The sequence below is a fragment of the Pseudomonas capsici genome, assembly GCF_017165765.1.
Classification (GTDB): Bacteria; Pseudomonadota; Gammaproteobacteria; order Pseudomonadales; family Pseudomonadaceae; genus Aquipseudomonas; species Aquipseudomonas capsici.
Genome location: NZ_JAFGZD010000004.1, coordinates 38,328 through 50,284 on the forward strand (window position 1 = coordinate 38,328; position 11,957 = coordinate 50,284).

Consider the following 11,957-nt stretch of genomic DNA (forward strand, 5'->3'; position numbering starts at 1 on the left):
AACGGCTTTTGCCGACTCCATGTTAATTGCTGCCTGACCACAGTCAGCTCACCGAATCCTCTGATCGAGATACACAAGTGATCGAAAATCTACGTAACATCGCCATCATTGCTCACGTTGACCATGGCAAGACCACCCTGGTAGACAAACTTCTGCGTCAGTCCGGCACTCTGGAGCGTAACGAGCTCAACGACGAGCGCGTCATGGACTCCAACGACCAGGAAAAAGAGCGCGGCATTACCATTCTGGCCAAGAACACCGCGATCCGTTGGGGCGAGTACCGCATCAACATCGTCGACACCCCTGGCCACGCCGACTTCGGTGGCGAAGTAGAGCGCGTGATGTCGATGGTTGACTCCGTACTGCTGCTGGTCGACGCTCAGGACGGCCCTATGCCGCAAACCCGCTTCGTGACCAAGAAGGCTTTCGAAGCCGGTCTGAAGCCAATCGTTGTCATCAACAAGGTCGACCGTCCGGGCGCGCGTCCTGACTGGGTTCTGGACCAGATCTTCGACCTGTTCGACAACCTGGGTGCCACCGACGAACAGCTGGACTTCAAGGTCGTCTACGCTTCGGCCCTGAACGGCATCGCCGGTCTGGATCACACCGAAATGGCCGAAGACATGAGCCCGCTGTACCAGGCCATCGTTGACCACGTACCGGCTCCTGCCGTTGACGTCGACGGTCCGTTCCAGATGCAGATCTCCGCCCTGGACTACAACAGCTTCCTGGGCATCATCGGTGTTGGCCGTATCGCTCGCGGTCGCGTCAAGCCGAACACTCCGGTTGTCGCCATCGACACCGACGGCAAGAAGCGCAACGGCCGTATCCTGAAACTGATGGGTCACCACGGTCTGCACCGCATCGACGTCGAAGAAGCCACTGCTGGCGATATCGTCTGCATCAGCGGCTTCGAAGAGCTGTTCATCTCCGACACTCTGTGCGACCCACAGAACGTCGAAGCGATGAAGCCTCTGACCGTCGACGAGCCAACCGTTTCCATGACCTTCCAGGTCAACGACTCGCCTTTCTGCGGTAAGGAAGGCAAGTTCGTCACCAGCCGTAACATCAAGGAACGTCTGGACAAGGAACTGCTGTACAACGTTGCTCTGCGTGTTGAAGAAGGCGACTCCGCCGACAAGTTCAAGGTTTCCGGCCGTGGTGAGCTGCACCTCTCGGTTCTGATCGAAACCATGCGTCGCGAAGGCTTCGAAATGGCTGTAGGCCGTCCTGAAGTGATCATCCGCGAAGTCAACGGTGCCAAGCAGGAACCGTTCGAAAACGTCACCATCGACATCCCTGAAGAATCCCAGGGCAAGGTCATGGAAGAAATGGGTCTGCGTAAGGGCGACCTGACCAACATGGCGCCGGATGGCAAGGGCCGTGTACGTCTGGAATACAACATTCCAGCGCGTGGTCTGATCGGTTTCCGTAACCAGTTCCTGACTCTGACCAACGGTGCAGGCATCCTGACCTCGATCTTCGATCGCTACGACACCATGAAGTCCGGCCACATGTCCGGTCGTCAGAACGGCGTACTGGTTTCGGTCGAAACCGGCAAGGCTCTGACCTACTCCCTGGAAACCCTGCAGGCTCGCGGCAAGCTGTTCATCGAGCACGGTCAGGACATCTACAACGGTCAGATCATCGGTCTGAACAGCCGTGACAACGACCTGGGCGTCAACCCGACCAAGGGCAAGAAGCTCGATAACATGCGTGCTTCGGGCAAGGACGAAACCATCGCCTTGGTTCCGCCGGTTCGCTTCACTCTGGAACAGGCTCTGGAATTCATCCAGGACGACGAGCTGTGCGAAGTGACGCCGAAGTCGATCCGTCTGCGCAAGAAGATCCTCGACGAAGGCGAGCGTACCCGCGCTGCCAAGAAAGCCAAGAACTGAGTGATCGGTTGACAGGCTGAAAAAGAAACGCCCCCGGTCGAAAGGCCGGGGGCGTTTTTTTATGCCCTGGTTTTGGTGGCGTAGGATCAGAACTTCAGGGGGACGCGGCCCGAGTTCGAGTTCAGCGCGCCGCTGTTCTGGCGCTCGACGGCCTTGGGCTTGTAGGCACAATAACCTGGGCGCGGACCGATCTTCGGGTGGTTGCGGCAGGTGTCCGGGCGCTTGTCATAGATGGTGCACAGCCGGCTCTTGCGATCCAGATACAGGCAGTCGTTGTTGCTCATGCGCTGCAGGGTGAAGATGCCGGACTTCTGATTGAAGCGCTCGACGATCCCTTCCTTCTGCAGACGCTTGGCGATGTTCTTGGCGGGCTCGTCTTTCTCGAACTCGTCAACGATGCCGATGCGGATCAGATCCTTGATCTTCACTTCTACCGGCAAGGTGCAGCAGCTGGAAATGCAGCCACCGCACATATGACTGGAATACTTGGCCCAGGTCTCGAGACGGTCGATCTCTGCGGCTGCGATCAAGGTGGATTTCATTTCGGTTCAGGCTTCCGGGTGTATCGGGCGCGCGATCATACCGGGGCTTGCGGGTTTAGCGTAGGCAAAAATGTGTCAGGCGACTGTCGGTGTACACACAGCCACACTGCTGCGCAGGAACGGAAGACATTTCTGGCGATACATTTCTTGTGGATTTAGCGGCTGCTTCGCGGGTAACTCCGCTTACAGTCTGGAGTTCGCCAGGTTCTCGATCTGTTCCTGTCGTTCGGTCTGGCTCAGTTTCGCGCCGGGGTTGAGCGATGACCACTGAGGATGTGCCCGCGCCTTGTGCAGGGCATCGGGAAGTTTGCCTTCGCGCCAGGCCTTTTCCTGAGGGGCGCTCACTTCGATACTGCCCATGGCCGCGTGGCCTCTGGCCTCCAGCGCCTGCAGCAGGTGATGTTGCCTGAGTGCCAGCAGACGCAGCACGGCGTCGTCTACGGTCAGCTCACGCTGTCCTTTGAGTTTCCCCAGCAGCCGTCCGCCATAACTGCGCACTGTCTGCAATGCACCGCCTGCAATGGCTCCGGCCAGTGCCGCGGCCCCCAGCGTGATACCGCCGACCAGCAGATCGACACCGGCTCCGGCCGCAGCGCCTGCCGCCACGCCGCCGCCGACCCGCACGCCCAGTTGCCTGAGGGTTTCAGGGTTGAACAAGTCATCGCCCCAGCGACCATCCAGTAACGGCAAGTCTGCTGCCGAGGCGTCCTGTGCGCGAAAGGCATACAGCTTGAGCAGCGCTTCGACGCAACGTTGTTCGCGCTGGCGAATGATCTTGCGCAGTTCTTCGATAGCCTTCTGTTCCTGCTGCGCATCGGTTTCCACGCTGCGCCGACAGGCTGCGCAGTCAATCAGCAGTTCTGCAATCAGCCGCGCTGCACTGTGTCGTCGGGCCTTGCGCTGGGCCTGCTGATCCTCGATCAGGCGCTCCAGTTGCGGACGAGCGCTTTCCATCATCAGCGCCAGGCTTTCGTAGAGTCGACGCTCGCCATCTTCCGGCGGTGCCACACTGTCGAAGCGCACCAGCGCATGCAGGCCAAGGCGAGAAAGGGCTTCACGCCAGTCCGGCTCGCGCTGTTGCGGGCTGCTGACGAAATTCAATACCGGCAGCAGCGGCTTGCCACAGCTTGCCAATACCGCCAGCTCATCACGGTATTTGGACAGAATCGGTTCGCGGGCGTCGATCACGTACAGACCGGCGTCCGAATCGAGCAACTGGCGCAAGACCTTGGCTTCCTGCTCGAAGCGCTGGCGGGCCTCGCTGCTTTCCAGAAAACGCGCCAGTCGTGCAGGCCCGTCCAGTCGTTCGCCGGGGCGATCCAGGCGCTCAAGGTAGTCGAGCAGGGCAATGGCATCTTCCAGGCCGGGTGTGTCGTAGAGCTCAAGCAGGGCCTGGCCTTCGACCGACAAGCGCGCACCTTCTACATGGCGTGTGGTGCTGGGGCGGTGGGAGACTTCACCGAAACCGCTATCGCGGGTCAGGGTGCGCAACAATGAGGTCTTGCCGACATTGGTATGGCCCACGACTGCCAGCTTGAGTGCGCGAGGTTTGTTTTGCTCAGTCATTGCCTGTCTCCAGCCAGTTCATCAGCGAACCTTCACTCCATGTCAGCTCCAGTTGCTGCAGGGCGACGTGCCAGTCATTGAGGCGCTGCGGGTCAAGCGTCTGACCGGCCGGGGCTGGCAATAGCCAGATGCGGGTCTTGCCGGCGTATCTGGCCAGCTCGGCAATCAACGCCAGGCTGCCGCGATCCGGCGAGCGGCGCGGGTCGCATGCAATGAGCAGCCGTGCAGGCGGATAGTGAGCCAACTGCTCCAGCAGCTTCTGCCGGGATTCGCGGCTGTCGAGCACGCCTGCATCGGCTATGTCCGTTGGCAGTTGTGGAGGCCACGGATATTGATCGTCCAGTTCGATGGCGACCAGCAAGGCCCCTTCACTGTTGGCAATACCTGCGTTGGGTTGTACTCGATGCAACTGCGCAGGCGCGGCATCGTTGACGCCCAGGCGTTCACTGCTGGGCATCAGGCGCTCGCGCAACTGCTGGTAGCCGGGTAATTCCAGATCCAGCCTCAGGATCGCGCGCCCACGTTTCCAGCGCCACAGGCAGAACAGCGCCAGAATCAGGCGCGGCACGATGCCGAAGACCAGCAGGATGCCTACCAGCCAGGAAGCCCAGGCCTGACGGGCATTTTCCAGACTCAATACGCCATTGCCGCTGGCGCGGATCATCAACTCATCGGGTGTGCTGAAACCCAGAAGAGCCGGAATGATGCCCAGTGTCTGCGTCAGGCTGACGAAGGTTTCGCTGCCCAGAATGGTGGTTTCCCAGACAAAGCCATAGCGTCGCGTCGCCATCAGCATCAACAGCATGAGCATGGCGCTGAGCAAGGCCACCAGCCAGAGACTGTTGACCAGTAGGCCCAGCGCCCAGCGATTGAGGCGCTGGCGTTGCAACAGCACAATCAGTGCCGGAGCCAGTTGCGCGGCCTGAGCATCGCGAGCGAGTTTTTCGCTGGCCCACAGCCAGAGTCGGCCCAGGCCTGAGCTGCTGCGTCCGGTGAATATCAGCCCCAGCGCCCAACCGATCAGCAGCATCAGGTTCAACCCGAGCAGACTGCCCAGTGCCCAGAACACATTGACCGGCGCCTGTCCGTTGCCCATGGCCGCAAAGGCCAGACCCGCGCCACTGAAAACCGCGATCACGGTCAGTGCGATCAGTGCCAGGCGAGCGCCTTGCTTCCAGTGGTGCAGGGCGCCGATCATGCCGTCACGTTCGGCCAGCCACAGGGCGCGCAGTTTGATCCTGCTGCTCAGGTCGCCTTCTGCGGCACGGGCGCGGCGGTTGGCTTCCTGATCTTCAAGAAGGCCTGCCTGTTCTTCTCGCAGGCGTACAGCTTCGGTCAGCCAGAGGGTATCGAGTGGGGTCAGAGCAGTCACACAGCGTCTCTTCGATGAGTTAGGCACCAAGCATAACCGTTGCGGTGAAGCTTAGGGTTTGGACGGTGTCTATGAGTTCCATTGCTCTGCTATTCTCGCGCCCATGAAAAAACATCTCCCTCTCAGCCTGATTGCCGCGCTCGGTGAAAACCGGGTCATCGGCGTCGACAATTCCATGCCCTGGCATTTGCCGGGGGATTTCAAATATTTCAAGGCCACGACCCTTGGCAAGCCGATCATCATGGGGCGCAAGACCTGGGATTCGCTGGGTCGACCATTACCCGGTCGCCTGAATCTGGTGGTCAGTCGCCAGGCCGATCTGCAGCTTGAAGGTGCTGAAGTCTTTACTTCCCTGGAAGCCGCCGTGGTGCGCGCCGAGCAATGGGCGCAGGAGCAGGGTGTCGATGAAGTGATGCTGATCGGCGGTGCGCAGCTCTATGCGCAGGGTCTGCCTGATGCCGACCGCCTTTACCTCACCCGCGTGGCGCTGAGCCCTGAGGGCGATGCCTGGTTTCCGGAGTTCGATGCTGCCGAATGGACGCTGGTGTCCGAGAGCCCGAATCCGGCGCTGGATGACAAGCCTGCCTACAGCTTCGAGATCTGGGAGCGGTGCTGAACAGTTATCGCGAGTGATTCGTTCCTGTGCGACGGGAATGAATCGTTCGTGATGAACATGCAAATGTCACAAAAATGTCGCAATCAACTATTCCTGTCGCGAACCATTGCGGACATGACGCCGTCAGAACACGCGGGGTCGTTCACACACGAAAATCGTCACATCACTTTGCTACGGTCGGCCCTATACATTTATCGGGGGATAACCATAGATGAAGTTCGCACCAAAATTACTCGCCGCCGCTCTGTGTCTGGGTCTTGCCAGCCAGGCTTTCGCCACCGAGCTGAAGCACTGGCCGGAGCCTGCCGCCAAGGCGCTGGACACCATGATTGCGGCGAACGCGAACAAGGGTAATTACGCAGTCTTTGACATGGACAACACCAGCTATCGCTTCGACCTCGAAGAGTCGCTGTTGCCGTACATGGAGAACAAAGGGCTTATCACTCGCGAAAAGCTGGACCCGTCTCTCAAGCTGATTCCCTTCAAGGACACTGCCGAACACAAGGAAAGCCTGTTCAGTTACTACTACCGCCTTTGCGAACTGGATGACATGGTCTGCTATCCATGGGTGGCGCAAGTGTTCTCGGGTTTCACCCTCAAGGAGTTGAAAGGGTATGTCGACGAGCTGATGGCATCGGGCAAGCCGATCCCGGCGACTTACTACGACGGGGATGTGGTCAAGAAGCTCGACGTCGAGCCGCCACGAGTCTTTACCGGGCAGAAAGAGCTTTTCAACAAGCTGATGGAAAACGGCATCGAGGTCTATGTCATGACCGCCGCTTCCGAAGAACTGGTGCGGATGGTCGCTTCCGATCCCAAGTACGGTTACAACGTCAAACCGCAGAACGTCATTGGCGTGACCATGCTGCTCAAGGAACGTAAAACCGGCGAGCTGACCACTGCCCGCAAACAGATTACGGCTGGCAAATACGACGAGAAGAGCAACCTCGGTCTCGAACTGACACCTTATCTGTGGACACCGGCTACCTGGATGGCGGGCAAGCAGGCGGCAATCCTGACTTACATCGATCAATGGAAGAAACCGGTTCTGGTGGCTGGCGATACGCCAACCAGCGACGGCTACATGTTGTTCCACGGTGTGGATGTCAACAAAGGCGGCGTACACCTGTGGATCAACCGCAAGGACAAGTACATGAAGCAGCTTGATGGCATGATCAAGGCCAATGCTGAGGCGCAGGCCAAGGAAGGATTGCCGGTGACGGCTGACAAGAACTGGGTGATCGTCAAGCCGGACGAGATTCAGTAAGGGGAAGCGTAGCTAGAAGCTGCAAGCTTTTGACTTGCAGCTTCTGACTTGTGGCTTGCAGCTTTTATGGCACCAGCTTGTCCAGCAGTGCCTTGTCACGTACCGCACCCTTGTCGGCGCTGGTCGCCAGCAGGGCGTAGGCCTTGAGGGCGGTGGTCACTTTGCGTGGACGCACTTCCACCGGTTTCCAGCCTTTCTTGTCCTGTTCCGCACGGCGTGCAGCCAGTTCTTCGTCGCTGACCAGCAGGTTGATCGAGCGGTTCGGGATGTCGATCAGCACTTTGTCGCCATCGCGCACCAGACCGATTGCGCCGCCTGCCGCCGCTTCCGGCGAAGCGTGGCCGATGGAGAGTCCCGAAGTACCGCCCGAGAAACGACCGTCGGTCAGCAGGGCACAGGCTTTGCCCAGGCCCTTGGATTTCAGGTAGGAAGTCGGATACAGCATTTCCTGCATGCCCGGGCCGCCTTTCGGGCCTTCGTAACGGATGATCACGATGTCGCCAGCCTTCACTTCGTCGGCGAGGATGCCGCGCACAGCGCTGTCCTGGCTCTCGAAGATCTTGGCGTTGCCTTCGAAGACATGGATCGATTCGTCCACGCCTGCGGTTTTTACCACGCAGCCGTCCAGTGCGATGTTGCCGTACAGCACGGCCAGACCGCCTTCCTGGGAGTAGGCATGCTCGACACTGCGGATGCAGCCGTTTTCACGGTCGTCGTCCAGGCTCGGCCAGCGGGTCGACTGACTGAAAGCCGTCTGCGTCGGAATGCCTGCCGGACCTGCCTTGAAGAAGGTGTGGACGGCTTCGTCGTCAGTCTGGGTGATGTCCCATTTGGCGATGGCTTCGGCCATGGTCTTGCTGTGTACGGTCGGCAGATCGGTATGCAGCAGGCCGCCACGGGCCAGCGAACCCAGGATACTGAAGATGCCGCCTGCGCGGTGTACATCTTCCATGTGGTACTTCTGGATGTTCGGCGCAACCTTGCATAGTTGCGGCACCTTGCGCGACAGACGGTCGATATCGCGCAGGTCGAAGGCAACTTCGGCTTCCTGGGCAGCGGCCAGCAAGTGCAGGATGGTGTTGGTGGAACCGCCCATGGCGATGTCCAGAGTCATGGCATTCTCGAACGCCTTGAAACTGGCGATGTTGCGCGGCAGAACCGACTCATCGTTGTCGCGGTAATACTGCTTGCACAGCTCGACGATGGTACGGCCGGCAGTCAGGAACAGTTGCTCGCGGTCGCTGTGGGTCGCGAGTGTCGAGCCGTTACCCGGCAGTGCCAGGCCCAGTGCTTCGGTCAGGCAGTTCATCGAGTTGGCGGTGAACATGCCCGAGCATGAACCGCATGTCGGACAGGCGCTGCGCTCGTATTCGGCGACCTTTTCGTCGCTGGCGGTGGAGTCGGCTGCGATCACCATGGCATCGACCAGATCCAGGCCATGGCTGGCCAGTTTGGTCTTGCCGGCTTCCATCGGCCCGCCGGAGACGAAGATCACCGGGATATTGAGGCGCAGCGACGCCATCAACATGCCGGGGGTGATCTTGTCGCAGTTGGAGATACAGACGATGGCGTCGGCGCAGTGGGCGTTGACCATGTACTCCACGGAATCGGCGATGATCTCGCGGCTCGGCAGCGAATACAGCATGCCGTCGTGGCCCATGGCGATACCGTCATCCACGGCGATGGTATTGAATTCCTTGGCCACGCCGCCTGCGTGCTCCACTTCCCGAGCGACCAGTTGACCCATGTCCTTGAGGTGGACGTGTCCCGGTACGAACTGGGTGAAGGAGTTGGCGATGGCGATGATCGGTTTCTTGAAGTCTTCGTCCTTCATGCCCGTGGCGCGCCACAAGGCACGTGCGCCGGCCATGTTGCGACCGTGGGTGGACGTTTTCGAGCGGTAATCAGGCATTGGAGCACTCCGGCAAAACAGGCTAATCAGTAAGGGGAGTGAGCTTCTAGTGACGCTACACGCAACGGCAGTGACCGGACGCAGCGAAGAAACCGAACGCCACGGGATCGCCGTGCACTCGGCCTGAGCTCATAAACCCGCCGGGGGATGACTGGCGATGAATAGGGTCGATTCTACACGGGTCGGCAGGCTTGCGGACACCTCCTGAAAGGCTAATCGGGGTGAGGGTTTTCATGTGTCCACTAATCTGACTGGGAGCCATCAGGGAAGAGGTGTGATTTGTCCATATCCAGTCATGGAGCCGATTTGCGTAAAGGGCGGTATTCCGAAATAGGGCGCATTTACTTGCTGACATCCGTAGTTCATGAGCGACGACCGCTATTCAATGATTGGCGAATGGGACGCCTGCTGGTGGATGAGTTCCGAAAAGCGCAACAAGAGGGGCAAGCGCGCTCCTACAAACGCTGTAGGAGCGCGCTTGCCCGCGACGGGCTGGAATCAGCTATTCGGCAACAACCGGCAGGTAATGCTCTTGATATAGCGGGTTTCCTGGATGGCCGGGTGTACCGGATGATCCGGGCCCTGGCTGCCGCGCTCCAGGAACTGGATGTTGCGGTCCAGGTGGCGGGCGCTGGTCAGGAGGATGTTTTGCAGGTCGTCTTCTGGCAGGTGCATCGAGCACGAGGCGCTGACCAGGATGCCGTCCTTGCTGAGCAGGCGCATGGCCTGTTCGTTCAGGCGGCGGTAGGCGCCTTCGCCGTTTTTCAGGTCTTTCTTGCGTTTGATGAAGGCGGGCGGGTCGGCCACGATCACGTCGAAGCGCTCTTCGGCGGCTTTCAGCTCTTTCAGGGCTTCAAACACGTCGCCTTCAATGCAGGTGACCTTTTCGGCAAAGCCGTTCAGGGCTGCGTTGCGCTCCACGCCGTCCAGGGCAAAGCCCGAGGCATCTACGCAGGTGACTTCACTGGCCCCAAAGGCACCTGCCTGAATGCCCCAGCCGCCGATATAGCTGTACAGGTCCAGCACGCGCTTGCCTTTGACGTAAGGTGCCAGACGGGCGCGGTTCATGCGATGGTCGTAGAACCAGCCGGTTTTCTGACCCTGCAATACAGGGGCTTCGAACTTCACGCCGTTCTCTTCCAGCGCAACCCATTCCGGTACTGCGCCATAGACGGTTTCGACATAGCGGTTCAGACCTTCGGCATCGCGGGCAGCCGAGTCGTTCTTGAACAGAATGCCGCTGGGCTTGAGCACCTGAACCAGAGCGGCGATCACGTCTTCCTTATGCTGCTCCATGGTTGCTGAAGCCAGTTGCACCACGAGGATATGGTCGAAACGATCGACCACCAGACCCGGCAGCAGGTCCGAATCGCCGTAGACCAGGCGATAGAACGGCTTGTCGAACAGACGATCACGCAGGGACAGTGCCACGTTCAGACGATGCACCAGCAGCGACTTGTCCAGCGCCAGCTTGATATCCCGTGATAGCAGGCGGGCGCAGATCAGGTTGTTGGGGCTCATGGCGACGATGCCCAGTGGCTTGCCGCCAGCGGCTTCGAGCAACGCCTGATCGCCTGCCGCAAAACCGTGCAGTGGGGTGGCGGCTACATCGATTTCATTGCTGTAGACCCACAGATGACCGGCGCGCAGGCGACGGTCGGCGTTGGCTTTGAGGCGCAGGCTAGGCAGGGACATGACGTCGCTCCGGAAAAAAGAGCGGGATTATAGCCTGTGATCGGGCTGTCTGAGGGACATCACGTCAATTAATCGGAGCAAACATTTGGAATCATGAAACTTGGCTAAAGTCATAGCCTTGTGCCCAAGAGCTTATGGACCGATTCTCATTAAGCGGGCAGAATCCTGCTATGGCCCCGAGTAAATTTCTATGTCCGAAGAGTTGACCCCCGAGCAGATCCAGCAAGCCCTTCAGGGTATCAGCGTACCTCCGCAGCCGCAGATCATGGTTGACCTGCAGATGGAGCAGTACATGCCTGATCCCGATCTGGCGGTCATTGCGCGGTTGATCTCTCAGGACCCGGGGCTTTCCGGCGCATTGCTCAAGATCGTCAATTCTCCGCATTACGGCTTGTCCAACAAGATCGCCTCGATCCAGAAGGCTGTGAATCTTCTGGGCAGTCGCACTGTCATCAACCTGATCAACGCGCAGTCGATCAAGGGCGAGATGAGCGACGAAACCATCGTGACGCTCAACCGTTTCTGGGACAGTGCCCAGGACGTGGCAATCACCAGCCTGACCCTGGCCAAGCGAATCGGCTCGCAGACGGTTGACGAATCCTACGCGCTGGGCCTGTTCCATGACTGCGGTATTCCGCTGATGCTCAAGCGTTTTGCGGATTACATGCCGGTGCTGGAAGAGTCCTACGCCAAGGCCGGCCCAGATTGCCGGATCGTGGACACCGAAAACAGCAGGTTCGACACTAACCACGCCGTTGTCGGCTATTTCACTGCAAAGTCCTGGCGTTTGCCGGAACATGTCTGCAATGCCATTGCCAATCACCACAATGCCCTGGCGATTTTCGAGGACGAGTCGAGCCGCAATACCGCGCTCAAGAATCTCCTGGCTCCTTTGAAAATGGCCGAGCATATCTGTGAATCCTGCCGGGTGCTGGGCAACCAGGACGAAGATCACGAGTGGAACAGCATCGGCCATATGGTGCTGGATTATGTCGGTCTTTCCGAGTATGACTTTGAATACCTGAAGGAAAGCATCCGCGAGCTGGGCGCCCACTGATTCTGCCCGCTCCCGGTCTTCCTTTTTTGCCT

The 11,957-nt window shown here is 59.2% G+C and carries 9 protein-coding genes; 4 read left to right on the plus strand and 5 right to left on the minus strand.

Annotated features, from left to right (window positions below; genetic code table 11):
• Positions 1-77: 77 nt before the first annotated feature.
• A complete protein-coding gene (gene typA, locus JSY17_RS06690) occupies positions 78-1,898 on the plus strand; it encodes a translational GTPase TypA (RefSeq protein WP_117167137.1) in 1,821 nt (606 codons plus the stop codon).
• Positions 1,899-1,984: 86 nt separating this feature from the next.
• On the opposite strand, the gene JSY17_RS06695 is transcribed toward typA, so the two are convergent.
• The 3 genes from JSY17_RS06695 to JSY17_RS06705 all read right to left on the minus strand — a co-directional run bounded on the left by JSY17_RS06695 (position 1,985) and on the right by JSY17_RS06705 (position 5,378).
• Entirely contained in the window at positions 1,985-2,440 is a 456-nt protein-coding gene (locus JSY17_RS06695; RefSeq protein WP_117181794.1) for a YkgJ family cysteine cluster protein, read from the minus strand.
• Positions 2,441-2,623: 183 nt separating this feature from the next.
• The gene (locus JSY17_RS06700) at positions 2,624-4,006 is read right to left on the minus strand and encodes a GTPase/DUF3482 domain-containing protein (protein WP_206401580.1); all 1,383 of its coding nucleotides are present in this window, start codon (positions 4,004-4,006) and stop codon (positions 2,624-2,626) included.
• Positions 3,999-5,378: a DUF2868 domain-containing protein gene (locus JSY17_RS06705; protein ID WP_206401579.1), complete on the minus strand. Its 1,380-nt coding sequence runs from the start codon at positions 5,376-5,378 to the stop codon at positions 3,999-4,001. Before JSY17_RS06705 ends, JSY17_RS06700 begins: the two co-directional genes overlap by 8 nt.
• A 103-nt stretch (positions 5,379-5,481) precedes the next feature.
• Between JSY17_RS06705 and JSY17_RS06710 the strand changes: the two genes are divergently transcribed.
• A complete protein-coding gene (locus JSY17_RS06710) occupies positions 5,482-5,994 on the plus strand; it encodes a dihydrofolate reductase (RefSeq protein ID WP_206401578.1) in 513 nt (170 codons plus the stop codon).
• Positions 5,995-6,205: 211 nt separating this feature from the next.
• Positions 6,206-7,261: an HAD family hydrolase gene (locus JSY17_RS06715; RefSeq protein ID WP_206401577.1), complete on the plus strand. Its 1,056-nt coding sequence runs from the start codon at positions 6,206-6,208 to the stop codon at positions 7,259-7,261.
• Positions 7,262-7,325: 64 nt separating this feature from the next.
• On the opposite strand, the gene ilvD is transcribed toward JSY17_RS06715, so the two are convergent.
• Both ilvD and JSY17_RS06725 read right to left on the minus strand, forming a co-directional pair.
• Entirely contained in the window at positions 7,326-9,173 is a 1,848-nt protein-coding gene (ilvD, locus tag JSY17_RS06720; protein WP_206401576.1) for a dihydroxy-acid dehydratase, read from the minus strand.
• Positions 9,174-9,671: 498 nt separating this feature from the next.
• A complete protein-coding gene (locus JSY17_RS06725) occupies positions 9,672-10,868 on the minus strand; it encodes a class I SAM-dependent rRNA methyltransferase (RefSeq protein ID WP_117167145.1) in 1,197 nt (398 codons plus the stop codon).
• A 190-nt stretch (positions 10,869-11,058) separates the two neighbouring features.
• Here JSY17_RS06725 and JSY17_RS06730 point away from each other — a divergent pair, with 190 nt between their 5' ends.
• A complete protein-coding gene (locus tag JSY17_RS06730; protein ID WP_117167146.1) occupies positions 11,059-11,925 on the plus strand; it encodes an HDOD domain-containing protein in 867 nt (288 codons plus the stop codon).
• Positions 11,926-11,957 lie beyond the last annotated feature (32 nt).

Excerpts from the sequence above, each read along its gene's own strand:
- JSY17_RS06715 (WP_206401577.1), top strand. The coding sequence starts at position 6,206 with ATGAAGTTCGCACCAAAATTACTCGCCGCCGCTCTGTGTCTGGGTCTT.
- JSY17_RS06695 (WP_117181794.1), bottom strand. The coding sequence starts at position 2,440 with ATGAAATCCACCTTGATCGCAGCCGCAGAGATCGACCGTCTCGAGACC.
- JSY17_RS06700 (WP_206401580.1), bottom strand. The coding sequence starts at position 4,006 with ATGACTGAGCAAAACAAACCTCGCGCACTCAAGCTGGCAGTCGTGGGC.
- JSY17_RS06730 (WP_117167146.1), top strand. The coding sequence starts at position 11,059 with ATGTCCGAAGAGTTGACCCCCGAGCAGATCCAGCAAGCCCTTCAGGGT.
- JSY17_RS06710 (WP_206401578.1), top strand. The coding sequence starts at position 5,482 with ATGAAAAAACATCTCCCTCTCAGCCTGATTGCCGCGCTCGGTGAAAAC.
- JSY17_RS06725 (WP_117167145.1), bottom strand. The coding sequence starts at position 10,868 with ATGTCCCTGCCTAGCCTGCGCCTCAAAGCCAACGCCGACCGTCGCCTG.
- ilvD (WP_206401576.1), bottom strand. The coding sequence starts at position 9,173 with ATGCCTGATTACCGCTCGAAAACGTCCACCCACGGTCGCAACATGGCC.